This window comes from Wenjunlia tyrosinilytica (assembly GCF_014646055.1).
Classification (GTDB): Bacteria; Actinomycetota; Actinomycetes; order Streptomycetales; family Streptomycetaceae; genus Wenjunlia; species Wenjunlia tyrosinilytica.
The window spans coordinates 171261-196588 of sequence record NZ_BMMS01000012.1; the positions used below are offsets into that span (position 1 = coordinate 171261).

Consider the following 25328-nt stretch of genomic DNA (forward strand, 5'->3'; position numbering starts at 1 on the left):
AGAGAGGCCGACCGTGTCCGACCGGGACGAACCGCGGCGGATGCTGCTCGACCTCGCCGAGCCGCTGCTGCCCCACTTCAGCCCCGGCGGGGCACGGCTGCGGCTGGGCACGAACACCGCGGTGTACGACGACGCGGCCGCCGAACTGGAGGCGTTCGCCCGTCCGTTGTGGGGGCTCGCGCCGCTGGCGGCGGGCGGTGGGGCGTTCGGGCACTGGGAGCCGTGGCAGCGCGGTCTGGCGGCCGGGACGGACCCGGAGAACCCCGAGTACTGGGGGCCGCCCACGCACCGCGACCAGAGGATCGTGGAGAGCGCCGCCCTGGGCCTCGCCCTGGCGCTGGCGCCGGAAAGGCTCTGGGACCCGCTCACCGGCCGTGAGCGCGACCGTGCGGCGGCCTGGCTGAGCACCGCGCTCACCACCGAGACCGGCGACAACAACTGGCTGTTCTTCCCCGTCCTCGTCGGCCTGGGCCTCGACCGCGTCGGTGTCCCCTTCGACCCGGCCGCCAACACCGCCCGGCTGGATCACCTGGAAGGACTCGCGCTCGGCGACGGCTGGTACAGCGACGGCCCCACCGAGCAGCGCGACTACTACATCCCGTTCGCCATGCACTACTACGGACTGATCTACGCGGCGCTCAACGGGGAGCGGGACCCGGCCAGGGCCGAGCGGTTCCGGCGGCGGGCCGCCGACTTCGCGGGCGACTACCAGCACTGGTTCACCGGCGAGGGCGCCGCCGTGCCGTTCGGCCGCAGCCTCACCTACCGGTTCGCGCAGGGCTCGTTCTGGGGAGCACTGGCCTTCGCGGGGGTGGAGGCGCTGCCGTGGGGCGCCGTCAAGGGCCATCTGCTGCGCCATCTGCGGTGGTGGCAGCGGCAGCCGGTCAGGGACGGGCGGGGCCTGCTGACGGTCGGCTACGGCTATCCGCAGCCGACGCTCGCCGAGCAGTACAACGCGCCCGGCTCCCCCTACTGGTCGATGAAGGCCTTCCTGCCGCTGGCCCTGCCCGCGGCGCACCCCTTCTGGACCGCGCCGGAGCAGGCGGCGCCCGAGCTGCCGGACACCGCCACCCAGCCCCACGCGGGCGCGGTGCTGATGCGGGCCGAGCAGGGGCGGCATGTGGTCCTGCTGAGCTCACGCCAGCACAACGGCTGGGCACGTCACGGCGCCGCCAAGTACGCGAAGTTCGCCTACTCCTCGTACTTCGGCTTCAGCGTGCCCGCGGGAAGCCTGGGGCTGGACCAGGGCGCGTTCGACAGCACCCTGGCCCTCAGCGACGACGGGGGCGCCCACTGGCGCACACGGGAGGTGCCGAAGGACCCGGAGGCGAAGGACGGCAGGCTGTTCTCACGCTGGTCGCCGTGGCCGGGCGTCGAGATCGAGACCTGGCTGCTGGCCGAGCCCCCATGGCACTTCCGCATCCACCGCGTGGTGACCGACCGGCCGCTGCGCACCGCCGAGGGCGCCTTCGCGGTGGACCGGGACCCGGCGCCCCACCGCACGGCGGTCGGCCCCGGCCGGGCGGCGTTCTCCTCCCCAGCCGGGCTGTGCGTCATCGAGGACCTCGACGGCTCCCGCCTAGGGGAGCTGGTCCACCCCCTCCCCGGCACCAATGTGATCGCCCGCCGCACGGTGCTCCCCACCCTGACCGGCGAGCTGCCCCCCGGCGAGACCCGCCTGACCTGCGCCGTCCTGGCCCTCACCGAACCCGCCCCCACCGCCCACCCCTGGCCCACCCCACCCCCGCCCCCACCCGGACCCACACCGCAGTGGTCACGCCGCGCCGAGCCTGATCGGTGACATGAAGGCGTTGCGGGCGCCCTCGTCCAGGGGGGCCGTCGGGGGGGCCGGGCGTACGACGAGGTCTTCGGCGTTCAGCATGGTCGCGATGCGGGCGGCGGCCTCCTCGATCTCCTTGGCACGTCCCCGGACGGCGGCGGGGCGCAACGGTGCCACATGGACGGTGAGGACCCCCTTGTCGAAGTCGCACTCCCACACCCCGGCGGCCCTGCCCCGGACCAGCAGGATCGAGGTGCCGTTGCCCGACTTGTCGTAGACGCGTGCCCGGTCCTCGTCGTCCACGACACGCTGCCGGGCGGTCCTGAGATATCCCATGGCGTACGGGTCCCAGTACGGCAGCAGCCGCACCCCCGTCGGCTCCGGTGCCTCGCGGACCTCGGAGAGGTGCTCGGCGAGCAGCCACGCGGGGGTGTCCCCGGTCCCCTCCCCCGTGAGCACCACCTCCACCGCCTCGTCGCCGAGGCCGGCCAGGGCCGCCTTGGTCTCCGCGACCGTCCATCCCGCCCACCACTTGAGGTCCGCCGCGCTCGCCGGGCCGAGCGCCGACAGGTAGTGCCGGGCGAGACGGACCCTGGACGCTGCCGGGTCGGGAAGGTCCAACTGAGTACCGAACCACTGCTCCCACGTGGTGTAGGCATGGGAGTTGGATGTCCAGGAGCCGCGTACGGACGCCCGGACCAAACGGTTCTGGCGGCACATCAGGGCGACCGTGTTGCTGAGGACGTTGCCCGGCTCGCCCTCCCTGCCGCCGAGCGCCGCACGGATCTCGGGGACCGTGGCGGGCTCCCGTCCCGTCAGCGCAGCCTCGATGCCCGACGCGTATTCCTCGTAACTGCGCTCGGTCTGGCCGCTCATCTTCAGAAGTGTGCGAGTGTTGCCCGTGGCGGCCTTCGTGGCCGCCGTCATCCAGCCCGCGTCCTCGGCGGGCACGATGTACACCATCTCGTGGAAGCATCGGAACCGGACCAGGCTCCGTTCGGTGAACAGCGCCCGGTCCAGGTCCTTCAGCCGGAACCCCGGCACCCGTGCGGCGTACGTCAAGTAGCAGGTGGGGGCACTGGAGTACACGCCGCCGGTCCCCGCCGTGGCCCCGACCACGTCCGCACACCCCGCTGTGCCCCCGAATCCCTGGCCGGACAGACCCTGCCGCCCCAACGACCAGGCGCGCACGTGTTCCAACGGAAGCGGCTCCGGCATGGAATCCTCCTGTCTTCCCCTCACTGGGGACCGATGCAGAGAAGTAACGACCTGTGGGTGAACGAAAATGGTGCAATTGCGTCGGGAGCAGCGTCTCGCCGAGACGTTCGTCGAACTGGCCGACACGATGGCAGAAGAGTTCGACCTCCCCGGCTACCTCCAGCTCCTCGCCGACCGCTGCGTCGAGTTGCTCGACGTGACCGCCGTGGGGCTGCTGCTGGCAGACCCCGACGGTGATTTACGGACTGTCTGCTCCCCCCGGGGGAGCACGTGGCTGGTGGACCTGCTCGCCCTCGAGGACGAGGAGGGTCCCTGCCACGACTGCTACCACAGCGGATCGCCGATCGAGGCCGTCGGCCTCGGCGCGGCGGCGGAGCGCTGGCCCAGATATGCCCCGATGGGGGCCGCGGCCGGAGTCGGCGTCACCTCGGCGGTGCCGCTGCGGCTGCGCACGGACGTGATAGGCGCGCTGGCCTTCTTCCTCACCGACCCGGAGGGGCTTCCCCCCGGTGACGCGGCGATAGGCCAGGCCCTCGCCGACGCCGCGGCCATCGGCATACTCCAGCAGCGGGCCCTGGAGCGCGGGCGGGTGCTCACGGGTCAGCTGCAGACCGCGCTGACGAGCCGGGTGATCGTGGAGCAGGCCAAGGGGATCCTCTCGGAGCGTTGGGGGACGACCGTGGACGACGCCTTCGCGACCCTGCGCCGCTACGCCCGCTCGCACAACGAACGACTCGCCGATGTGGCCAGATCGGTGGTCGCACGCAGCGCCGACACGGACGGCTTGCGCCCGGCCGACGGGGACCCGCGACCTTGAATCCGGACCCGCCGCCTGCCTCCACCCGTGTGCGCGAGGCGTGGTCGGGTAGCCGAAGCATGAACGCCAAGCACTTTCCCGAGGTCATCATGTGCAATCCGCAGTCCGTGCCGTTAGTGCGCGAGCGTCTGCTGGGCGAGGCCGTCGTCGTCGAACTGAGCGGCGAGGTCGACGCCTGCAGCGCCCCGCGTCTGTCCTCCTACCTCGACTCCCTCAGTGACCAGAGCGAGCCCGACGTCGTCGTGGACCTGCGCAAAGTCACCTTCATCGACTGCAGTGGGCTGTCCGTCCTGGTGCGCCTGCGCAACCGCGTGTGCGCCCGTTCCGGCCGGGTCCGGCTGGTGTGCAGCGACCCGCGCACGCTGAAGACGCTGCACCTCACCAGGCTCAGCGGCCACTTCCCCATCCTCGCCGACCCCCCGGACTCGTCGCGCTCGGTAGACCAGGTGTGAACACGGTGTCAACGCGCCCTAGCCACAGGGCGATTGGCTGTTCTAGCGTGGAAGTACTGCCCGTGCCCCCGGCAGCACTCTCCGGCGAGTGTGCGGTGGCCCGACCCTGGCCCGATCCGGCCTGGTGGGCACCCGGCGCGCAGTGCAGCCCCCGATGACGCAGGACGTGGCCCGCTCATGGTGAATCACGTGCGTCCGTCGCGCCTTCCGATGTCCGACGCCAGGCGCGCGGATCTCGATCTGTCGTGGACGTTCTCGGTGTCCCGAGCCCCCGGCAGCGACATGCTCGCCGCGCGGATGTCGCGCGCGGCGCTGGACGCCCTCGGCGCCGAGGACCAGTGCGGCAAAGTGGTCGCCGAGGCGGTGGAGCTGGCCTGCGGCTACCTGGTGCAGTACGGGCTCGCCCGGCGCTACCGGGTCACCCTGGGCCTGGACGGTCCACGCTGCGCGGTGGCGATCACCGACTACGGCTACGACCAGCCCGCCTCCTACTGGCACGGCGGCGATCTGCCCGCCCCGGCGACGTCCGGCGAAGTGGCGGCGCTGTGCCGGGAGTTGAGCGAGCAGATGGACGGGGTGCAGGTCCACCACGCCCTCGACGGCGCGGTCCTGGTCCGCTTCCGCACCCATCTGCCGCCCGCGCCGGGCACCGCACCCGGTCCCGCGGCGCGCGGCGGCCCCATCGGTCCCGCGCCCGCGCGCTCACCCGCCCCCGGCGCCCCTCCCGTCCTCGGGACGGATGTCGGCACCCCGTGACAGGCTGATCGGCAGCCGGACCGGCACCCCCGGACCGGCCGAGGATCGGGAAGAGTCGAAGGGCAAGGGCGACGGCCATGGGCGAGAAGGCCACGGGCACATTCACCATCGACACCTGGGAGGACCGGGTCTACGACGAGCGGGAGGGCGCCACGCTCGGCAAGGTCCATGTGGAGAAGACCTTCGAAGGAGCGCTGAAGGGCACCGGCACCGCGGAGTTGCTGACCGTGCTCGACGGCGAGGGCAACCCCGCCGTCTATGTGGCGGTCGAGCGCTTCACCGGCACGCTGGACGGCCGGCCGGGCACCTTCGTCCTGCACCACACCGCCCCCGGCGGCCCTGGGGAGCGGATGTCGGTCCGTGTGGTCCCGGGCACGGCCACCGGGGAGCTCATCGGGCTCACCGGCACCCTCACCATCGACATCGACGACCAGGGCGCCCACTCGTACACGCTCGAGCACGACCAGCACGCGCGGGAGTGACGCGTGCGGGAGGAGCGCTCCGGGCTTCGGCGACGCGGGCGGTCCGGCCGCCCGTGCGAGGATCGGCCCATGGACGCTTCGCCCGACTCCCCGGTCCGCAGCGGCATCCCCGAGCACGGCAGGGTCCCCAAGTACTACGCCGTGAAGACCCGGCTGTCGGCGGTCCTCGACGAGCTCGGCGAGGGCGGACTGCTCCCCACGGAACGGGATCTCGCCGAGCGCTTCGGGGTGGCCCGCGAGACCGTGCGGCAGGCGCTGCGTGAGCTCCTGCTCGAGGGGCGGGTACGCCGGCTGGGCCGGGGCACCGTCGTCGCGGGACCGAAGCTCGAACAGCCGCTGTCGCTGGCGAGCTACACCGAGGGGGTACGGCTCCAGGGCCGCCGACCCGGACGGAAGCTGATCTCCCTCGACCGCGCGACCGCCGACGCCTCGCTCGCCGGGCAGCTCGGCCTCGCCACCGGGGACCCGGTGTGGCACATGGAACGGGTCCTGCTCGCCGACGACGAGCGCGTGGGCATCGAGAGCACCTATGTGGGGGTGGCCCGGGCGCCTCGCCTGGACCGGGACTTCGACCCCGGCTCCTCCTTCTACGCCTTCGCGCGGGAGCGGCTCGGCATCGCCGTCGGGGAGGCCGAGGAGCGGATCGAGACGGTCCTGGCGACGCCTCGCGAGGCGCTTTTGATCGGCACCCCTCCGGCGCTGCCGATGCTCCTGATCCACCGGCTCAGCCGGGACACCGAGGGCACCCCGCTGGAGCGGGTGCGTGCCCTGTACCGGGGCGACCGGTTCAGCTTCACCACACACCTGCGGGGCTGAGGCATTCCCCGTCACCTCCCGACTATCATTACGAAAAGATAACGGGTCTAGTCCAAGCGGACCCGCGCTGTTCACGATGGCGTGGTCGTCGCGTCGTGCGCGGGTCATCCGCCGTGAGGAGCGTTCGCTTCATGAGAGTGATAGTCGTGGGAGCCGGAGTGCTGGGAACGATGCACGCCTGGCACGCGGTCCAGCGGGGCCACGAGGTGACCCACCTCGAGCGCGAGCCCGAGGCGCGCGGTGCCTCGGTGCGCAACTTCGGCCTGGTGTGGGTCGGCGGGCGCGCCGGTGGCGCCGAGCTGGAGACCGCCCTGCGCGGCCGGGAGCTGTGGGAGCGCATCGGCACCGAGGTGCCGGGCCTCGGCTTCCGGCCCCATGGCTCCATGACCCTCGTCCGCCACGAGGCCGAACTCGCGGTGGCCCGCGCCGTCCTGGACCGCCCCGACGCCGCTGCCCGGGGGCTCGAACTGCTGTCACCGCGAGAGGCCCGCGAGCTCAACCCGGCCCTGCGCGGGGACCACCTGGCCGCCCTGTGGTGCGAGCGTGACGCCGCCGTCGAGCCCCGTACCGCCCAGCGCCTCCTGAAGGAGCGGCTGCTCGCCTCGGGCCGGTACACCTTTCTCGGCGGCCGCGAGGTGCGGGCGGTGGACGGGCCGCCCGGCAGCGCCTCGGTGCGCGACGACCGCGGCGAGGTGCACTCGGGCGACACGGTCGTGCTCTGCACGGGCGCCTGGACCGGCGGCCTGGTGCGCGAGCTGGCCCCCGACCTGCCGGTGCGCCGTGTGCGGTTGCAGATGATGCAGACCGACCCCCTCGGGGAGGCACTCACCACCTCCGTCGCCGACGGCGACAGCTTCCGCTACTACCCGGCCTACTCAGGACCCGAGCTCGACGCGCTCACCTCCGGACACCCCCGGACACCGGTCGCCACCCGGCACCGGATGCAGTTGCTGATGGTGCAGCGCCAGGACGGCGGGCTGACCGTCGGTGACACCCATGAGTACGACGAGCCGTTCGGCTTCGACGTCGTGGAGGAGCCGTACGAGCACCTGGCCGCCGTCGCCGCGTCCCTGCTGGGCCGCCCTCTGCCGCGGATCCGCCGCCGCTGGGCCGGCGTGTACGCGCAGTGCGCCGACTCCTCCCGCGTGGTCCACCGCCAGGAGGTACGGGACGCGGTGTGGCTGGTGACCGGCCCCGGCGGGCGCGGCATGACCTGCTCCCCGGCGATAGCCGAGACGACCGCGGACGAACTCGGCTGGTGAACGGCGCCATGAGGGACAGGACCGGCGGCGACGGCAGCGACGACGGCGACGGCGTGAAGGACCGGAAGGGAATCCGGAAAGGAATCCGGAAGGGAATGGAGAACATGGACGCCAACAGGAGCGACGGCTTGAGGACCGGCGAGAAGAGGACCGGCGAGAAGAAGGCCGGCGACAGGAGGGGGGACGACAGCAGGATGGACGACAAGAGGGACGACCGGAGGGACGACGCGGACGGCCGCATCGAGCTCGTGGTGCTCGACATGGCGGGGACGACCGTCGCCGACCGCGGGCTGGTCGAGCAGGCGTTCGCCGTGGCCGCCGAGCGGTGCGGAGTGATCCCCGGCAGCGACGACCACGAGGCCAAACTCGACTACGTGCGCCGCACGATGGGCGAGTCGAAGATCTCCGTCTTCCGTGAGCTCTTCGGCGACGAGGGCCTCGCCCAGCGCGCCAACCGGGAGTTCGAGAACGCCTACCACGACCTCATCGACGCCGGTGGCTGCGCTCCCCTGCCCGGCGCGGTCGAGGCCATCGAGCGATTGCGGGCCGGCGGACGCAAGGTGGTGCTGACCACCGGGTTCTCCCGGGCCACCCGGGACCGCGTCCTGGACGCGCTCGACTGGCACGGGCTGGTCGACCTCACCCTGTGCCCGGCCGACGCCGGACGCGGCCGCCCCTACCCCGACATGGTGCTGCACGCCCTGCTGCGCACGGGCGGACGGGACGTCCGGCGGATCGCCGTGGCGGGGGACACCGGCTACGACATGCTGACCGGCCGCCGAGCGGGGGCGAGTGTCGTCGCGGGCGTGCTGACCGGAGCACACGGCAAGGGCAGGCTGGCCGAGTCGGGAGCCACCCACGTCCTCGGCTCCGTGGCCGAACTGCCCGCGCTCCTGGAGTCCCGGTAGCCGGGCGCGCGCGTGTCTCGGGCAGCGGACGCGGCGGCCGTCCGCGGCGCCCCGCCGTTAGGCTGACCCTGTCTGGAAGTCTTGTCGGACAACAGCACGAAGTGGAGCCAGCCCAGTGGCAGAGCGCAAGCCGGTCGAGTCGTGGCTCACCGATATGGACGGGGTGCTGATTCACGAGGGCACCCCCATCCCCGGCGCGGACGAGTTCCTCAAGCGGCTGCGGACCTCCGGAAAGCCGTTCCTCGTCCTCACCAACAACTCGATCTACACCCCGCGCGACCTGCACGCCCGGCTGAACCGCATGGGCCTCGAGGTGCCCGTGGAGTCGATCTGGACCTCGGCGCTGGCGACGGCGCAGTTCCTCGACGGCCAGCGCCCCGGCGGTACCGCGTACGTCATCGGCGAGGCGGGCGTGACCACCGCGCTGCACGACATCGGCTACGTCCTCACCGACACCGCGCCCGACTACGTGGTGCTGGGAGAGACGCGCACCTACAGCTTCGAGGCGCTGACGAAGGCCATCCGGCTGATCAACGACGGTGCCCGGTTCATCGCCACCAACCCCGACGAGGTGGGCCCCTCCGCCGAGGGCGCCCTTCCGGCCACGGGTTCGGTGGCCGCCCTGATCACCAAGGCGACGGGCAAGGAGCCCTACTTCGTGGGCAAGCCCAATTCGCTGATGATGCGCGAGGGCCTGAACCGCATCGGGGTCCACTCCGAGTCCAGCGCGATGATCGGCGACCGGATGGACACCGATGTGCTCGCGGGCATGGAGGCGGGCATGGAGACCGTGCTCGTGCTCACCGGACTCACCCGTCCGGAGGAGGTCGACCGATTCCCGTACCGGGCGAGCCGGGTCGTCAACTCGATCGCGGACCTGGTCGACGAGATCTAGAAGATCCAGAAGGCCGCGGGGCAACCGGAAGGCGCGGGCGGCCGGAAAGCCTCTAGGCGGTCGGCGGGGACGATCCGACCCTGCCCGGCAGGGACGTCCTGGTGGCCGGTGCCAGCACCAGCTCGGCGGCCCCGTCCGCCACCGCCCGCGCTCCCCCGGGCACCAGCGTCACCGGGACGGTGTCCCGTGCCGGGTCCTGGAGCCGTTCCGAGAGCACCGCGCCGACCTCGCGCACATACCGCTCGGGCTCGGCGAGCACGGCCCGTCCGCCGAGCACGACCCGGTCGATGTCGAGCAGCCGCAGCAGGTTGGCCGCGCCGATGCCCAGCAGATGGGCGGCGCCCACGACGTCGCGGGCGCCGAGCGCGGCCAGGCACAGCGCCTCCAGGCAGCCCCGGCTGCCGCACGCGCACACCGGGCCGTCGAGCTGGACGACCTGGTGGCCGAACTCCCCGGCCCCCGAGCGCGACCCCCGGTACAGCGTCCCGTCCAGGACCAGCCCGGCCCCGAGTCCCGTACCCAGGTGCAGATAGGCGCAGTTGGCGCTGCGCACATCACCGAGGACGGCGAGCACCGCCGCGTTGGTGTCCTTGTCCAGCACCACCGGCAGACCGAGCCGCTGGGCGAGCACGTCCCGCAGCGGGAAGCCGTCCCACTCGGCGTGGTGGGTGACCCGGTGCAGCACCCCGGCCTTGTGGTCCAGTGGCCCGGGGCAGGCCACGCCCACACCCAGCACCAGGCCCTCGACGCCCAGCATGGTGGCCCGTGCCTCCTCGATCACCCTGGCCAGCGCGGCCTCCGGGTGGGCGCCGAGGTTGAAGGCGACGGTCCGGGCGACCGTCGGCATACCCGGCGGGTCGGCAAGATCGGCGAGGAGCACGGTCAGCTCGTCGCGGTCGATGTGCACACCGACGGCGTAGCGGGCTCCTCGGACCAGCCGCATCAGCGTGCGGGGCTTGCCTCCCGTGGAGGCGCCCCGCCCGGCCTCCTCGACCACTCCCTCTTCCCGGAGCCGCCCCAGGATCTTGCTGACGGCCTGCGGAGTCAGTCCCGTCCTGGCCGCGATCTCGACACGGCTGAACCCGCCCTCGTCGATGGCCGATGAGGTGCGCATCAGATCGAGGACGACCGCGTCGTTGTGGCTGCGCAACGCGGGCAGATTGGCTCCGGCGATTCCTATGGTCACTCCACCATTGTCCCATCGCCTTGAACTTTGGCAACAGTGTTGCTTAAGTATCCGCATGAGCATCGGCATCCCTTCGCGCGTCGGCCTGGTGGGCTACGGCCTCGCCGGCTCCGTCTTCCACGGCCCGCTGATCGAAGCCACGGACGGCCTCGCGCTCACCAGCGTCGTGACCGCCGACCCCGACCGGCGGGACCAGGTCCGGGCGCAGCACCCCGAGGCCCTCGTCCTCTCCGCCTTCGACGAGCTGCTGGCCGCACACCCCGATCTGATCGTCGTGGCCTCCCCCAACCGGACCCATGTGCCCCTCGCGCGAGCGGCCCTCGAGGCCGGGATCGCGGTCGTCGTGGACAAACCCCTGGCGGGGACGGCGGCCGAGGGCCAGGCACTGGTGGAGCTGGCCGCCGAGCGCGGACTCCTGCTGAGCGTGTTCCAGAACCGCCGATGGGACAACGACTTCCTCACCCTGCGCTCGCTCATGGACAAGGGCGAGCTGGGGGACGTCCTGCGCTTCGAGTCGAGGTTCGAGCGCTGGCGCCCCGAGCTCAAGGGCGGCTGGCGCGAGTCCGGCGACCCGGCCGAGGTGGGCGGCCTGCTGTACGACCTCGGCAGCCACCTCGTGGACCAGGCGCTCACGCTGTTCGGCCCACCGGAGCAGGTCTACGCCGAGGTGGACGTACGGCGCGAGGGCGCGAGGGCCGACGACGACGCGTTCATCGCGCTGCGGCACCGCGGCGGGGCGCGCTCCCACCTGTGGATGAGCGCGGTGGCCTCACGGCTCGGGCCGCGCCTGCGGGTGCTGGGCAGCCGGGCGGGCTATGTGAAGTACGGCCTCGATCCGCAGGAGGCGGCGCTGAAGGAGGGCTGGGACCCGGTCTCTACGCACGACCACACCTGGGGCGCGGAGCCGGAGGAGATGTGGGGCACGGTGGGGGCCGGCGAGGACACCCGGCTGGTCCCGAGCCTTCCGGGCGACTACCCGGCGTACTACAGGGGCATCGCCAAGGCGCTGCGGGAAGGCGGTCCCGCGCCGGTCGAGGGGTCGGACGCGGTGAATGTGCTGTGCGTCCTCGAAGCGGCCGGGCGATCGGCCGCCGAGGGCCGCGCGGTCCGGCTCTGAGCCCGCTGCCGCCCGCTCCATCCGCAGTGCCGTTTCCGCCCGCTCCCCGCGGAGCCACCGGGTTTTGGCTCGGCCGGCAGGCTCCCGCGCGGGTGAGCCCGCAGGGCGCCGATCATCCTGGCCGATGATCGGCGCCCTGGGGCGGTCCTTCACCTGCCCCCGGCGCGGTCAGGCGTCCTTCAGCTCCTGCCGCTGGCGGCCGAGCCCGTCGATCTCCAGCTCGACCACGTCACCCGCCCTCAGATAGGGCTTGGGCTCCGGGTGGCCGAGCGCGACACCCGCCGGGGTGCCGGTGTTGATGACATCCCCTGGGTACAGGGTCATGAACCGGCTCAAGTACCGGACGATTTCCGCTACAGGGAAGATCATCTCGGCGGTGGTGCCGTCCTGCTTCAAATCGCCGTTGACCCAGAGTTTCAGGGACAGCGCCTGCGGGTCGGGGACCTCGTCGGCGGTGACCAGCCAGGGGCCGAGCGGATTGAACGTCTCGCAGTTCTTGCCCTTGTCCCACTGGCCGCCGCGCTCGATCTGGAACGCGCGCTCGGAGACGTCGTGCGCGACCGCGTACCCCGCGATGTGCGCCAGCGCCTCCTCATGGGTCTCCAGGTAGCGGGCGGTGCGGCCGATCACGACGGCGAGTTCGACCTCCCAGTCGGTCTTCTCGCTGCCGCGCGGCACGAGCACATGGTCGTGCGGGCCGACGACCGTGTCGGGCGCCTTCATGAACAGGATGGGCTCCCCGGGGACGGCGGCCCCCGTCTCGCGCGCGTGGTCGTGGTAGTTGAGGCCGATGCAGACGATCTTCCCGGGACGCGACAGCGGCGGCCCGACACGCAGTCCGGCCGGGTCCAGCCCGGGCAGTCCGGCGTCGGCCGCCGCGCGCACGCGGTCGAGGCCGTCCGGCTCGGCGAGCAGGGCCGGACCGATGTCCGGCACCACCCCCGACAGGTCGCGCAGGGTTCCGTTCCCGTCCAGCAGCGCGGGTCGTTCGGCTCCAGGGGGTCCGACACGCAACAGCTTCACAGACAGCACTCCGAGGTCGGCGATCGGTCAGCGGGTCGGTCGATTCCGGGCATGCCGACCCCACCGAGGGAGACGGCAGCCGGAATCCAACATGCTCTGGCGGCCCCCCTGGCCGCGCAAGCCCTGTCCGAGGACTGGTCAGTAACCGCGGTGTTCCGGCCTCCCGGGTCGCTTCTACGTCGCGTCCAGCAGCGCCATGCCACGGTGTGTGGGCGTGTGCAGGGCGGTGTTGCGGTGCCGCTGAGTGGTGATCAGACCCGCGTCCCGCAGGACCGAGGCATGCTCGCTGGCGCTGGCCAGGGCGATCCCGGCGCTGGCGGCGAGCTCGGTGGTCGTGCAGCCGGGGCGGTCGGCCACCGCGTGGAGAACGGCGGCGCGGGTACGGCCCAGCAGGGTGCCGAGCGACGGCGGAGCGCCCTCGGACGCGCGAACCCCCAGGGGCAGGCGCGGGCCGTGGCGGGCGGGGAACGCCAGGACGGGCGGGTCGGCGTCTGCCTCGATCAGGAACCCGGCGTAGACGAGGGCGGAGGGCGCCAGCACGAGTCCTCGTCCGCACAGGTGCAGATCGCCGTCGAGCCCGGAGCACATGTCCAGCTCGAGGACGGGCGCAAGCCATCGGACGCGGCCGGGGAAGAGCCCCGCGAGCAGCCGCTCGACCCCGCCGTCGAGCAACTCCCGCCCGCGCACGGCCCGGTCGGCGCGCACGGCGTCGCTGAGCTCGGGCCAGTAGGGGGCCAGAGCCTTCTCATGGACGGCGCCCAGGGTGTCGGCCAAATCCGTCAGCGCGCGGGGGTCGTCGAGGAGCCGGGGCGCCCAGCGGGGCACGGGCTGATGGAGGGCCAGGTCGTCGAGCGCCCGGCGTATCTCGTGCCTGGGAGTGGAGCGGACCTGGTCGAGGAGTTCCTCGACGGTGCCGACGCGGGTGGGGGAGAGAAAGGCGGGTGAGACCCCGAGGGGTTTGACCAGTTCGAAGAGGGTTCGGGCCCCCGCGGGCAGTTCCGGCAGTACCTGGCGGCGCCAGGCCCCGAGGCGGGTGGGGTTGCCGCGGACCTGCAACTCGCGGATGGCTATGACCAGTTCCCACAGCGGCCATGGCGAGGACGCGACCCGGGTGCGGGCCAGGTCCTCGGCGGTGAAGTGGATCCGAAAGGCCACGCCCCGATTCTGTCCGCGGCTGCTCCTTCGGGCCACCCCGAAACACCGCGACTTCCAGCCAACGATCACCGAAGCTGACCAGAGCCCCTTCTCCGCACCGCCTACGGGGGTGGCAGTGCGGAGAGGGGCTCGCCCGCGGTGAGACGAACACCCCAGGCGACCCTTCGTCGCGCCGGGGGCGCCCAACTTCCGCCGTGCGACAAGCGATGCGCCGCCGCGCCCTCCCACAAATGGCCTTTCCCGACCTTGCCAGTGTTCATTGGCGAGGTTTACGGTGCGACCGCGCCATCATCTACTGGCATGGCCATGGCCGGCTTGCCCGGCCCCTGGGAGGCAGCCCCGCGATGTACGCGACGCAGACGCTCACCCCGCGCGAGAAGCACCTGGTCACCTCCGCCGACGGCACCCGACTCCATGTCGAGGTGCACGGCGACGCCACCGCCCCCACGGTCGAGCAGAATCCGGCCCAGCAGAAGGAGAACCAGTGAGCATGAAGCGGGAACTCACCGGCCAGGTCGTCGTCATCACCGGAGCCGCCCGCGGCCTCGGCGCCGCGCTCGCCCGCTCGCTGCACGCCCGCGGCGCCCGGATCGCCCTGCTCGGCCTGGAGCCCGAGGAACTGGAGCGCGTCGCCGCCTCGTGCGGCCCGGACGCCGCGCACTGGCAGGTCAACGTCACGGACCGCCACGCCCTGGAGCGGACCGCCGCCGAGGTCGCCGAGCGCTTCGGGCGGATCGACGTCGTGGTGGCCAACGCCGGTATCGCGGTGGGCGGTCCGTTCTCCTCCTCCGACCCGGCCACGTTCAACCGGGTCATCGAGGTGAATCTGCTGGGCAGCATCGCCACCGCCCGAGCGTTCCTGCCCGAGCTGGTGAAGTCGCGCGGCTACCTGCTCCAGATCGCCTCCATCGCGGCCATGGCACCCGCGCCGATGATGGCCGCCTACTGCTCGAGCAAGGCGGGTGTGGAGGCGTTCGCGCACTGCCTGCGCGCCGAGGTGGCGAGCGACGGGGTCCGGGTCGGCGTCGGCTATCTGAGCTGGACCGACACCGACATGGTGCGCGGCTCCCACACCAACGAGGGCCTGGAGAAGATGCGCGGCTCCCTGCCGTTCCCGCTGGGCCGCATCTACCCCCTCGGCCCCACCGTGGAGCGGATCGCCGACGGCATCGCCCGCCGGGCGCCGCATGTGTACGGGCAGCGCTGGGTGCGGTTCCTCCAGCCCATCAGATGGACGGTGCCCGGCACGGTCGGGCGCCTGGTCCCCTCGCAGATCGCCAAGTACCGCGGCGACATCGACGCCTCCGTCGACACCTCGCTCGTCGGGGCGGGCGGTGCGGCGGACGCGGCGGAGCGCGCCAGGACCGGCGCACCGGAGGCGCCCCAATAGGCTCTGCCGCGTGAGCGCCCCCGACGACCAGACCCCCGACGACCGGCCGGGACCCCGACGCGAGTACCGGATCGAGGAGCTGGCCCGGGCAGCCGGGGTCAAGGTGCGCAATCTGCGCTACTACCAGGAGCGCGGGCTGCTGCCCCCGCCCCGCCGGGAGGGCCGGATCGCCTGGTACTCCCAGGCGCATCTGGCCCGCCTGCGGGTGATCACCGAGCTGCTGGAGCGCGGGCACACCCTGACCGGCATCGGTGAACTGCTGTCCGCGTGGGAGCAGGGCAGCGGGGTCGGTGAGCTGCTGGGCCTGGAACGGGCGATGACCGAGGCGTGGTCGCACGAGGAACCGGTGACACTGCCCACGCAGGAGATGCTGGCGATGTTCGGCGGCCGGGCGACCGAGGCCGACATCGCCCGGGCCGCCGCCCTCGGCCACCTCACGGTCGAGGGCGGCCGGGCCACGCACTTCAGCCGCCGCCTGCTCGAGGGGTCGGCGGCCCTGGTGCGTGAAGGGGTGCCGCTGGAAGCCGTGCTGGAGACCGCCGAGCGCCTGCGGGCGCATGTGGACGCGATGGCCGACCTCTTCGTGGGCCTGGTGCGCCATCACGTCCTGGGCGAACTCCCCCTGTCGGCTGAGCGGGCCCACGCTCTCGCGGGGGCGGTGGAGCGGCTGCGGCCGGTGGCCGGGGATGTCGCGTGCGCGGAGTTCTCCCGGTCGATGGAGCGGCGGGTACGGGCGGAGGTCGGCGGGCTGCTGAGCGCGTCCGGGCGGCGGACGGGTGATCAGGCACCGGCGAACGGGTGACCGGGTGCCCATGACCGGGGCCGGTGCGGGGACAAGTACCGCGACCGCGACCGGGGCGCCCCGATCCGAGGGCGTCCCCGAGCGCGTTGTTACACGACCGATGTAGCCGCGGGGCCGCTCGATCCGTAGCGTCTCGCGGGGCGTTGAACACGCCCACCGTGTGCAGGACACGCTTCACGACATGGAGGACGCGTGCGCAACCGCAAACTCGTCAGATGGCTGCTGTCGGTCGTGCTGCTCATAGGGGCCCTCGGCGCCGGCGCGGCCGCTCCGGCCGTGGCCAGGCCGTCCCAGGAGGACATCCTCGCCAAGATCAAGGCCATCCCCGGGATGACGGTGATCAGTGAATCGCCCACGGACCCCGGCTACCGCTTCTTTCTGCTGAGCTACAAGCAGCCCATCGACCACCGCAAGCCCTGGAAGGGCACCTTCGAGCAGCGGCTGACCCTGCTGCACAAATCGCAGTCGCGGCCGATGGTGCTGCACACCAGCGGCTACAACGTGCGGACCGCCCCGTTCCGCTCCGAGCCCACGCAGCTGATCGACGGCAACCAGATCTCGGTCGAGCAGAGGTTCTTCACCCCCTCGCGCCCCGCCGAGCCGGCCGACTGGTCGAAGCTGGACATCTGGCAGGCCGCCACCGACCACCACCGCCTGGTCAAGGCACTGAAGAAGATCTACCCGGGCCCGTGGATCTCCACGGGTGCCAGCAAGGGCGGCATGACCTCGGTCTACCACCACCGCTTCTACCCGCACGACGTGGACGGCACCGTCGCCTATGTCGCGCCGAACGACGTGGTGAACGACGAGGACTCGGCCTACGACAAGTTCTTCAGGACGGTCGGCACCAAGGAGTGCCGCGACGCGCTCGACGCGATCCAGCGCGAGGCCCTGGTGCGCCGCGACGAGATCGTGAAGAAGTACCAGGCATGGGCCGAGTCGGAGGGCCGGACCTTCACCGTGGTCGGCAGCGCCGACAAGGCGTACGAGAACGTCGTGATGGACCTGGTGTGGACCTTCCGGCAGTACAGCGGCGAGAGCGCGTGCGGTGACGTCCCGGCGACGACCGCCTCCACCGACGCGATCTACTCGTTCGTCGACGACGTCTCCGGCTTCGACGCCTACACCGACCAGGGCCTGAGCCCGTACACGCCGTACTACTACCAGGCGGGCACCCAGCTGGGCGCCCCGGCCATCCACCCGCCGCTCCTGAAGGACCTTCAGCGCTACCCGGGCACCTATGTCCCGCGCAGCTATGTGCCGCGGGAGATCCCGATGCGGTTCGAGCGTCACGCGATGGCGGACGTGGACCGGTGGGTGCGCGGGCACGGCAGCCGACTGCTGTTCGTCTACGGCGACAGCGACCCCTGGGGCGCCGAGCCGTTCCGCCTCGGCCACGGCACCCGGGACTCCGCCCGGTACTTCGCCCCGGGCGCCAACCACGGTGCGAACATCTCCAAGCTGGTCCCGGCCGACCGCACCGCGGCGACGGCCGACCTGCGGCGCTGGGCGGGAGTGGGCGGCAGCGGCGCCAAGCTGAAGACGGAGCGCATCCCCGCTCTCGACTCCTACAACGAGGGTCTGGAGCGGCGTCCGCTGTAGCGCGCGAAAGGGCGGTGTTCCGGTAGTCCCCTGCTCGGGGCGGATCTGTCAGCACATTGTCAGTGGTCACCAGTAGCGTGCGGTGGCGTGGGCATCAGGCCCACGCCACCGTCGCTTTTCTGTGACGGGGGTCACAACGGGGGAAGGAAATAAACGGGGACTCCCTCCCCGTTTAACCGGCCATGGAGATCTCGGAACCCCGGCTTCGGGCGGACGCCTGCCGCAACCGACGGCGGATCCTCGCCGCAGCGGTCGACGCGCTCGTGGAGCACGGCGCCGACGTCCCTCTGGACGAGATCGCGCGCCGCGCCGGCGTGGGCAACGCGACCCTCTACCGCCGGTTCCCCGACCGGCGGGACCTGATCCGGCACGTCTGCCTGGATGTGATGACCGCACTCGCCGAGGAGGCCGAGCAGGCCAAGGCCGAGGAACCGGACGCTTTCATGGCGCTGCGCCGTTTCGCGCACCGAGCGGTGGACCGCCGCGTGGGCGCGATATTTCCGTTGCTGACCGACGACATGACCGACGATGATGAGTTCGCTATGGCTCGGGACCGTCTCATGCGCGGTCTCGACACGATGATGTTCGAAGCTCTTGAATCCGGGCTCATACGTCCCGATGTGGCGCTCGGTGACCTCATGGTCGCGCTGACCCAGCTCACCCGCCCATTGCCCGGCAGCAGTTGCGTGAATTTCGAGAGCTTCGCGCATCGGCACCTGGAGCTACTACTGGACGGCATGCGCGCACCTCAGCGCTCCGAACTGCCAGGACCCGCTTTCACGCTCGCCGAGCTGCACCGGGCGTGTGGACACCACACCGATTGAGAGACCTCCGCACATGAGTTCCACCACTTCCACCGGCGCCCCGCTAACCAAAACCAAAACCCACGATCCGCACGCGAAACGCTGGACCGCGCTCATATTCATAGCCCTGGCCCAGTTGATGGTCGTCCTCGACGCGACCATCGTGAATATCGCGCTCCCCTCGGCGCAGAAGGCCCTGGACATCTCCGACGGCAATCGCCAGTGGGTCGTGACGGCCTACGCGCTGGCCTTCGGCGGACTCCTGCTGTTCGGCGGGCGCATCGCGGACCTGTGGGGCCGCAAGCGCACCTTCATCACCGGTCTGCTCGGTTTCGCGGGAGCGTCGGCTCTCGGTGGCGCGGCCGCCAATGAGGCCATGCTGCTGAGCGCCCGCGCGGCCCAGGGCGTCTTCGGCGCGCTGCTCGCCCCGGCCGCCCTCTCACTGCTCGCGGTGACCTTCACCGAGCCGAAGGAGCGCGCCAAGGCGTTCGGCATCTTCGGCGCGATCGCCGGTGGCGGCGCGGCCATCGGCCTGATCCTCGGCGGTCTGCTCACCGAGTACCTGGACTGGCGCTGGACGTTCTTCGTCAACATCCCCATATCCATCGTCGCCGCCGCCGGTGCCGTCGTCTTCATCCACGACTCGCCCGAGGGCCGCAACCGTGACCGGCTCGACATCCCCGGCGTGGTGCTGGCCACGACCGGTCTGGTCGCCCTCGTCTACGGCTTCACCAAGGCCGAGTCCGACGGCTGGGGTGCCAATGTCACCATCGGCCTGTTCATCGCCTCCGTGGTCCTGCTGACCGCGTTCCTGTTCGTCGAGAAGATCGTCAAGGCTCCGCTGCTGCCGCTGCGTGTGCTCACCGAGCGCAACCGCGGCGGTGTCTACCTCTCGCTGGGCCTGGCCATCATCGCCATGTTCGGCCTGTTCCTCTTCCTCACCTACTACCTCCAGGTGGTCAAGGGGTTCTCCCCGGTCAAGAGCGGTCTCGCCTTCCTGCCGATGGTCGCGGGCATGATCACCGGCTCGACGCAGATCGGTGCCCGGCTGATGAACCATGTGCCGCCGAGGCTGCTCATGGGCCCCGGATTCCTCGTCGCCGCGGTCGGCATGCTGCTGCTGACGCAGCTCGAGGTGGACAGCTCCTACGCCGCCCTCGTCATGCCGGCGCAGCTCCTGCTGGGCCTCGGCATGGGTACGTCCTTCATGCCGGCGATGAGCCTGGCCACGCACGGCGTCCAGCCGCGCGACGCCGGGGTCGCCTCCGCGATGGTCAACACCTCACAGCAGGTCGGCGGCGCCATCGGCATCGCCCTGCTGAACACCATCGCGGCCAGCTCCACCACCGACTACCTGAAGTCGCACCTGAAGAGCCCGCGGCCGTCCCAGCTGCTGATCAACCAGGCCGCCGTCCACGGCTACGCCACCGCGATCTGGTGGGCCGTCGGCATCCTGGTGCTCTCGGCGGGCATCGCCTTCACCCTGATCAACACGGGCAAGCCGCAGCACGGCGTGGTCGCCGGTTCCACCGGTGAGAACGTCGAGGACGCCGCTCCTCCGGTGGTCGTGCACTGAATGACCGGTTCCACGGCGCCGGAAGGCCTCCGACCCCTCGGGGCGGGGGCCTTTCCGCTGCCCGGCGGCCCAGCCACCCGGCGGCACCCGGGACAGGCCCGGCGACGGCGGGCGTCAGCCGCCCACCGCACGCGAGACCGTGTAGATGACCAGCCCGGCCAGGGAGCCCACCACCGTGCCGTTGATGCGGATGAACTGAAGGTCCCGGCCCACGTTGGCCTCGATCTTGCGGGAGGTCTGCTCGGCGTCCCAGCTCGCGACCGTGTCCGTGATCAGGGCGGTGATCTCGTCCCGATACGTCGTCACCACATAGGCGGCCGCTCCCTCCAGCCAGCCGTCCACCTTGGACTGGAGTCTGGGGTCCGCGGCCATCCGCTCACCGAACGACAGCAGGGCCGCGCGGGCGCGCCTGCGCAGCTCGCTGTCCGGGTCCTCGGCCGCGGCCACCACCATCTCCCGCACCGCGCCCCACGCCGACTCGATCAGCTCCTGCACCTCGGGGCGGGCCAGTACATCCCCCTTCAGCCGCTCCACCCGCGCCATCGTGTCCGGGTCGGACCGCAGTTCGGTGGCGAAGTCGGCCAGGAAACGGTCGACCGCTCCCCGCGCCGGATGCTGCGGCCAGTCCCTCATCTCGGTGACGAAGCGCAGGAGTTCCTTGTAGACCCGCTCCCCCACCCGCCGGTCCACGAACCTCGGCGTCCAGCCGGGCGCGCCCCCGGTCACGGCCTCCATCACCGAGTCCTGGTGCTCCACCAGCCAGTCGTGGGCCCGTACGCAGACCAGGTCCACGACACGGTGGTGCCCTCCCGCGGCCACGACGCGGTCCAGCATCCGGCCTATCGGCGGTGCGACCACCTGGGCGTTGGCCCTGCGGGTGACCGCCTCACCGACGATCGCCTGCACATCCGAGTCCCGCAGCACCGTCAACGCCCCGCGCAGCGCCGCCGCCAGTTCCTGGGTGACCCGCTCCGCGTGCTTGGGGTCGGACAGCCAGCCGCCGAGGCGGCTCGCGATGCCCACGGCCCGGAGCCTGCCGCGGATGACGTCCTCGGAGAGGAAGTTCTCCCCGACGAAGTCACCGAGGCTGCGGCCGAACGAGTCCTTCTTCGTCGGGATGATCGCGGTGTGCGGGATCGGCAGCCCCATGGGATGGCGGAACAGCGCCGTCACCGCGAACCAGTCGGCGAGCGCGCCCACCATGCCCGCCTCCGCCGCGGCCGCCACATAGCCCGCCCACGCCCCGGCCCCCGACGCCTCGCGCCAGCGCGCGAAGGCGAAGACCACGGTCGCCAGGGCCAGCAGTCCGGTGGCGAACAGCTTCATCCGGCGCACACCGCGCCGCTTGACCTCGTCCGACTCGCTGATCTCGTTCATCGGGCCGGGGTTGCGGCGCCGCGCCGCCCCGGCGCCCACCGGATCGCCGTCCGGGCCCTCGCCCTTCCGGCCGCCCTTCTGCCTGTTCGTCGACTGCCCCTGATCCACCGGCTCCACCCGCGTATCGTCCACGTCACATTCACTTACGGAACGAGACAGTGCCTGTTCGGCGTCTGTCACTGTGCAGTGAACGTTCGACATCACCGGACAGGTCCCGCGATCACCATGGGATCATGGGACCGGTGAACGGGCACCGCCCGAACCGCCCCTCCCGCCGACGACGGCGACCCCCCACCAGCGGAGCCAGTCCGCCTGCCCGAGGAGAGACCGCATGACCAGGCCCTGGGGTCGTGCCCTGACCGCCGTTGTGTCGGCGATCACGGCCATTGCCGCCGCGGTGCTGCTCCTCGGGCCGGACCCCACCGGCGCACGCCCCCGCGCGGGCGCCTCGGGCAACCGGACCGCTCTCGAGCCCGCCTCCTCCGGCCGCTGGGTCGGCACGTGGTCCGCCTCCCCGGCCACCTTCGAACCGGGCGCCCACACCGGCTACCCGCGGATCACCATCCGCAATGTGGTCCACGTCAGCGTCGGCGGGAGCGCCACCCGTATCCACCTTTCCAATGTCTTCGGCACCATGCCTTTGAGGATCACCGGCGCCACCGTGGCCCTCGCCGCCGCGCCCAGCAGCCCCAACGCGGCCGGCGGCACCGTGCGCCGCCTCACCTTCGCGGGCCGGACCGCCGTGGTCGTCCCCGCCGGGCGATCCGCCGTCAGCGACCCGGTGCGGCTGCGGGTGCCGGACTCCGCCGACCTGCTGGTGACCACCTACACACCCGACCGGTCCGGCACCGTCACCTACCACCCGCACGCGCGTCAGATCTCCTATCTGGCCCGGGGCGACCACCACGCCGACCTCCAGGGCACGGCGTTCACCGAGCAGACCCCGTACTGGCGTTACCTGTCCGCCGTGGACGTGTGGTCGGCCTCGGCCTCGGGCTCGGTCGTCGCGCTCGGCGACTCCATCACCGACGGGATCACCTCCACCGCGGGCGCCAACCACCGCTGGACCGACTTCCTGGCCTCCCGCCTCCTGCGCACCCCCCGCGCCCCCCGTCTCGGCGTGCTCAACCAGGGCATCAGCGGCAACCGCGTCCTCAGCAACGCGCCCCGGCGCACCCCCGGCAACGGTGTGGCGGCCCTGAGCCGCTTCGACCGGGACGTGGCCGCCGGGACCGGCGCCTCGGTCCTCGTGGTCGAACTCGGCGTCAACGACATCCTCAAGCCGCCCCAGCAGGCGGACCCGGACCGGATCGCCGCCGGACTGCGCCGGATCACCGCCCGCGCCCACGCCCGCGGCCTGCGCGTCGTCGGCGCCACGCTGATGCCCTTCGAGGGCCACCGGAACTGGAGCCCTCGGCTGGACGCGGTGCGACAGGCCGTCAACGAGCGCATCCGCTCCGGCCGGATCTTCGACGCCGTCGTCGACTTCGACCGCGCGCTGCGTGACCCGCTGCGGCCCACCAGGCTCCGTCCGGTCTACGATTCGGGCGACCACCTCCACCCCAGCGACCGCGGTTTCCAGGCCATGGCCGACTCCCTCGACCTGAACTCTCTGAAGGCGGCCGCCCCCGCAGCGCTCTGAGCCCCGTCCCAGAAACCGGGAGAGACGATGACCGGACTGCACGGCTACGCCGAACACTTCGACGAGCCGGAGGGGTATCTGGACTTCGCCCGGCACGGGCCGCCCTCGAGGGACGTCCTCGACGCCACCGCACGCGCCATGGCCGCCTCCGCCCGCGCCGACCACACCACGGTCGACGAGCTCATGCGGGCCGAGCCCCGGGCGATCGCCGCCGCCGCGCGCCTGGCCGGGACCACCCCGGAGCACGTCGTGCTGATGCCGAACGCGTCCACGGGGCTGTTCCACGCGGCCTTCGGCCTGCCGTCGGGCACCGTGCTCGTCCCCGCCGGGGAGTTCCCCTCCAACGCCTACCCATGGCGGCGCGCCGCCGCCCTCGGCCGGACGGGGCTGCGCACGCTGGACGGCTGGGCGACACCCGACGCCGTGAAGTCGGCGCTGACCGACGACGTGACGGCGGTGTCGGTCAGCGCGGTGGACTTCCGCACCGGCTACCGCGCCGACCTCGGCGCGCTTCGCGAGGTGGTCGGCGACCGGCTGCTGGTGGTGGACGCCATCCAGGGCTTCGGGATCGCCGGCATGGACTGGGGAGCCGCCGACGTGCTCGTCACCGGGGGCCAGAAGTGGCTGCGGGCGAGCTGGTCCACGGGGTTCCTGGCGGTGTCCGACCGGGCCCTCGAGCGGCTGGAGCCCACACTGACGGGCTGGACCGGAGTGCGGGACGCCGGGGTGTTCGACGACGTGGAGCACACTCCCGCCCCCGGCGCCGCCCGCTTCTCCGTCACCAACCCCAGCCCGGTCGCCGCTGCCGCCCTCGCCACCGCCCTGGAACTGGTCGAGCGGGTCGGTGTGCGGGCGATCGAGCGGCACATCGAGGAACGCGTCGGCCAGCTCATCGACACCGTGCGCGCGGTCGGCGGCCTGGTCCTGTCCCCGGCGGCGCGGCGGGAGCGGGCGGGCCTCGTCTCGTTCACCGTCCCCGGCGCCGCCCCGGAACGCGTCGCCGGGGCGCTGCGCGAGCACGGGGTGGCGCCCACGGTCCGTTCGGACTGCGTGCGCCTGTCCGCGCACGCCTCGACGACGCTCGGGGCGGTCGACCGGGTCCACGCGGCCCTGCAGAACCTCCGCCGCCGGTGAAGGCGCGGCCGAACGGGGCCGGGCCGCGGGTCGCCGTCAGACGGCGGCGACCCCGAGGTCCTTGAGGAGCTTGGCCACATGGCCGGTGGCGCGCACGTTGTACAGGGCACGCTCGACCTTGCCCTCCTCGTCCACCACGAAGGTGGACCGGATCACGCCGGTGACGGTCCTGCCGTACATGGTCTTCTCGCCGAAGGCCCCGTACGCCTGGAGGACCTCCTTGTCCGGGTCGGCCAGCAGCGTGACCTTCAGGCTCTCCTCGTCGCGGAACCGGTCGAGCTTGTCCGGCTTGTCGGGCGAGATGCCGAGCACGTCGTAGCCCGCCCCGGCGAGCAGTTCGAGGTTGTCGGTGAAGTCGCAGGCCTGCTTGGTGCAGCCCGGGGTCAGCGCCGCCGGGTAGAAGTACACGATCACCTTGCGGCCGGCGTGGTCGGCGAGGGAGACCTGCTTGCCGTCGGCGTCGGGCAGGGTGAACGCGGGGGCGGTGTCGCCGGGCTTCAGTCGCTCGCTCATGGAATGCGCTCCTCGTCGTGGAACAGGTGGCACAGCCGAGACTATCCGGGCCCGGCCCGGCATTTCGCCGCGGAACTTCACAGCAGCAGGGGGTGCCGCGCGGCACTCGGTCGGCCGAACTGACAAACTGTTCGGCATGAGCGAGGAGTCGGACGTCAGAACCCCTGCGCAGATCGAGGCGGACATCGCGCGCAGGCGCCAGGACCTGGCCGTCACCCTGGACGAGATCGCGGTCCGGGTGCACCCGAAGACGATCGCGGACGGGGTCCGGTCGCGGGCCGCGGCAGCGGTCGACCGTACCGCCGGACGGGCGTACGTGGCCGCCAACCGCGCCGTCACCGGGGCACGCAATCAGCTCGTCGGCCCGGACGGCAGCCCGCGTCTGGAGAGGATCGTGCCGGCCGCCGTGGCCGCCACCGTGCTGGTCGTGGCCGTCGTGGGCCTGACCGCCCGGCGCCGCCACCGCTGAGCGGCGGCGCCCCCTGCGGCGCCTTCCGCGCCACCCCCGGCGCCGCGCAGCCGTGCTCGAGCGCCCTGAAGGTCCGCGGCCCGCCGGGGCCAGGTACGGTCTTGGCGTGAGCACTGAGAAGTCCCCCGAGACGAAGAGAAGCAGGAACAGCCG

25 protein-coding genes are annotated in these 25328 nt (G+C 72.1%); 19 read left to right on the forward strand and 6 right to left on the reverse strand.

All coding sequences use genetic code 11. From position 1 onward, the window contains the following. The first annotated feature begins 13 nt into the window (after positions 1-13). Entirely contained in the window at positions 14-1801 is a 1788-nt protein-coding gene (locus tag IEY86_RS15630) for a DUF2264 domain-containing protein (protein WP_229698454.1), read from the forward strand. Here the strand turns inward: IEY86_RS15630 and IEY86_RS15635 are convergent. Further along, the gene (locus tag IEY86_RS15635) at positions 1775-2998 is read right to left on the reverse strand and encodes a winged helix DNA-binding domain-containing protein (RefSeq protein ID WP_189132289.1); all 1224 of its coding nucleotides are present in this window, start codon (positions 2996-2998) and stop codon (positions 1775-1777) included. The two genes, IEY86_RS15630 and IEY86_RS15635, sit on opposite strands and share 27 nt — an antisense overlap. 67 nt (positions 2999-3065) lie before the next feature. On the opposite strand from IEY86_RS15635, the gene IEY86_RS15640 reads away from it, so the two are divergent. The 8 genes from IEY86_RS15640 to IEY86_RS15675 all read left to right on the forward strand — a co-directional run bounded on the left by IEY86_RS15640 (position 3066) and on the right by IEY86_RS15675 (position 9386). Further along, a complete protein-coding gene (locus tag IEY86_RS15640; RefSeq protein WP_189132290.1) occupies positions 3066-3815 on the forward strand; it encodes a GAF and ANTAR domain-containing protein in 750 nt (249 codons plus the stop codon). 59 nt (positions 3816-3874) lie between these two features. After that, the gene (locus tag IEY86_RS15645) at positions 3875-4267 is read left to right on the forward strand and encodes an STAS domain-containing protein (RefSeq protein WP_229698455.1); all 393 of its coding nucleotides are present in this window, start codon (positions 3875-3877) and stop codon (positions 4265-4267) included. A 210-nt stretch (positions 4268-4477) separates the two neighbouring features. Then, entirely contained in the window at positions 4478-5023 is a 546-nt protein-coding gene (locus tag IEY86_RS15650) for a hypothetical protein (RefSeq protein WP_189132291.1), read from the forward strand. Positions 5024-5100: 77 nt separating this feature from the next. Next, positions 5101-5505: a DUF3224 domain-containing protein gene (locus tag IEY86_RS15655; RefSeq protein ID WP_189132292.1), complete on the forward strand. Its 405-nt coding sequence runs from the start codon at positions 5101-5103 to the stop codon at positions 5503-5505. A 69-nt stretch (positions 5506-5574) separates the two neighbouring features. After that, positions 5575-6321, forward strand: a complete 747-nt coding sequence (locus IEY86_RS15660; RefSeq protein ID WP_189132293.1) for a GntR family transcriptional regulator — start codon at positions 5575-5577, stop codon at positions 6319-6321. Positions 6322-6452: 131 nt separating this feature from the next. After that, positions 6453-7583 (forward strand): TIGR03364 family FAD-dependent oxidoreductase, encoded by a 1131-nt coding sequence (locus IEY86_RS15665; RefSeq protein ID WP_189132294.1) that lies wholly within the window; start codon positions 6453-6455, stop codon positions 7581-7583. 194 nt (positions 7584-7777) lie between these two features. Further along, the gene (locus IEY86_RS15670) at positions 7778-8491 is read left to right on the forward strand and encodes a phosphonatase-like hydrolase (RefSeq protein ID WP_189132350.1); all 714 of its coding nucleotides are present in this window, start codon (positions 7778-7780) and stop codon (positions 8489-8491) included. 115 nt (positions 8492-8606) lie between these two features. After that, entirely contained in the window at positions 8607-9386 is a 780-nt protein-coding gene (locus tag IEY86_RS15675) for an HAD-IIA family hydrolase (RefSeq protein WP_189132295.1), read from the forward strand. Between the two features lie 52 nt (positions 9387-9438). On the opposite strand, the gene IEY86_RS15680 is transcribed toward IEY86_RS15675, so the two are convergent. After that, entirely contained in the window at positions 9439-10572 is a 1134-nt protein-coding gene (locus IEY86_RS15680) for an ROK family transcriptional regulator (protein ID WP_229698456.1), read from the reverse strand. 55 nt (positions 10573-10627) lie between these two features. Between IEY86_RS15680 and IEY86_RS15685 the strand changes: the two genes are divergently transcribed. Next, positions 10628-11689, forward strand: a complete 1062-nt coding sequence (locus IEY86_RS15685; protein WP_189132297.1) for a Gfo/Idh/MocA family oxidoreductase — start codon at positions 10628-10630, stop codon at positions 11687-11689. 168 nt (positions 11690-11857) lie between these two features. On the opposite strand, the gene IEY86_RS15690 is transcribed toward IEY86_RS15685, so the two are convergent. Together IEY86_RS15690 and IEY86_RS15695 are read right to left on the reverse strand one after the other, a co-directional pair. After that, positions 11858-12712, reverse strand: a complete 855-nt coding sequence (locus IEY86_RS15690; RefSeq protein ID WP_189132298.1) for a fumarylacetoacetate hydrolase family protein — start codon at positions 12710-12712, stop codon at positions 11858-11860. A 174-nt stretch (positions 12713-12886) separates the two neighbouring features. Then, positions 12887-13867, reverse strand: a complete 981-nt coding sequence (locus IEY86_RS15695) for a winged helix-turn-helix domain-containing protein (protein WP_189132299.1) — start codon at positions 13865-13867, stop codon at positions 12887-12889. Between the two features lie 344 nt (positions 13868-14211). On the opposite strand from IEY86_RS15695, the gene IEY86_RS15700 reads away from it, so the two are divergent. From IEY86_RS15700 to IEY86_RS15725, 6 genes are all read left to right on the forward strand, one after another. Beyond that, on the forward strand, positions 14212-14355 hold the full coding sequence (locus IEY86_RS15700; RefSeq protein WP_189132300.1) for a hypothetical protein: 144 nt from the start codon (positions 14212-14214) through the stop codon (positions 14353-14355). Beyond that, entirely contained in the window at positions 14352-15257 is a 906-nt protein-coding gene (locus IEY86_RS15705) for a short-chain dehydrogenase/reductase (RefSeq protein ID WP_373287031.1), read from the forward strand. Before IEY86_RS15700 ends, IEY86_RS15705 begins: the two co-directional genes overlap by 4 nt. Before the next feature lie 10 nt (positions 15258-15267). Further along, positions 15268-16059 carry a MerR family transcriptional regulator gene (locus IEY86_RS15710; RefSeq protein ID WP_229698457.1) on the forward strand — a complete coding sequence of 264 codons (792 nt, stop codon included), beginning with the start codon at positions 15268-15270 and terminating at the stop codon, positions 16057-16059. A gap of 192 nt (positions 16060-16251) precedes the next feature. After that, the gene (locus tag IEY86_RS15715; protein WP_189132301.1) at positions 16252-17661 is read left to right on the forward strand and encodes a S28 family serine protease; all 1410 of its coding nucleotides are present in this window, start codon (positions 16252-16254) and stop codon (positions 17659-17661) included. A gap of 182 nt (positions 17662-17843) precedes the next feature. After that, positions 17844-18485: a TetR/AcrR family transcriptional regulator gene (locus IEY86_RS15720; protein WP_189132302.1), complete on the forward strand. Its 642-nt coding sequence runs from the start codon at positions 17844-17846 to the stop codon at positions 18483-18485. Between the two features lie 13 nt (positions 18486-18498). After that, positions 18499-20040 carry an MFS transporter gene (locus tag IEY86_RS15725; RefSeq protein WP_189132303.1) on the forward strand — a complete coding sequence of 514 codons (1542 nt, stop codon included), beginning with the start codon at positions 18499-18501 and terminating at the stop codon, positions 20038-20040. Between the two features lie 114 nt (positions 20041-20154). Here IEY86_RS15725 and IEY86_RS15730 read toward each other — a convergent pair whose 3' ends face one another. Next, positions 20155-21456, reverse strand: a complete 1302-nt coding sequence (locus tag IEY86_RS15730) for a DUF445 domain-containing protein (protein WP_229698468.1) — start codon at positions 21454-21456, stop codon at positions 20155-20157. A gap of 292 nt (positions 21457-21748) precedes the next feature. Here IEY86_RS15730 and IEY86_RS15735 point away from each other — a divergent pair, with 292 nt between their 5' ends. Continuing rightward, entirely contained in the window at positions 21749-23059 is a 1311-nt protein-coding gene (locus IEY86_RS15735; protein ID WP_189132304.1) for an SGNH/GDSL hydrolase family protein, read from the forward strand. Positions 23060-23086: 27 nt separating this feature from the next. After that, entirely contained in the window at positions 23087-24193 is a 1107-nt protein-coding gene (locus tag IEY86_RS15740) for an aminotransferase class V-fold PLP-dependent enzyme (protein WP_189132305.1), read from the forward strand. Positions 24194-24229: 36 nt separating this feature from the next. Here IEY86_RS15740 and bcp read toward each other — a convergent pair whose 3' ends face one another. Beyond that, positions 24230-24706: a thioredoxin-dependent thiol peroxidase gene (bcp, locus tag IEY86_RS15745; protein WP_189132306.1), complete on the reverse strand. Its 477-nt coding sequence runs from the start codon at positions 24704-24706 to the stop codon at positions 24230-24232. 136 nt (positions 24707-24842) lie between these two features. On the opposite strand from bcp, the gene IEY86_RS15750 reads away from it, so the two are divergent. After that, a complete protein-coding gene (locus IEY86_RS15750) occupies positions 24843-25175 on the forward strand; it encodes a DUF3618 domain-containing protein (RefSeq protein ID WP_189132307.1) in 333 nt (110 codons plus the stop codon). The last annotated feature ends 153 nt before the right edge of the window (positions 25176-25328 follow it).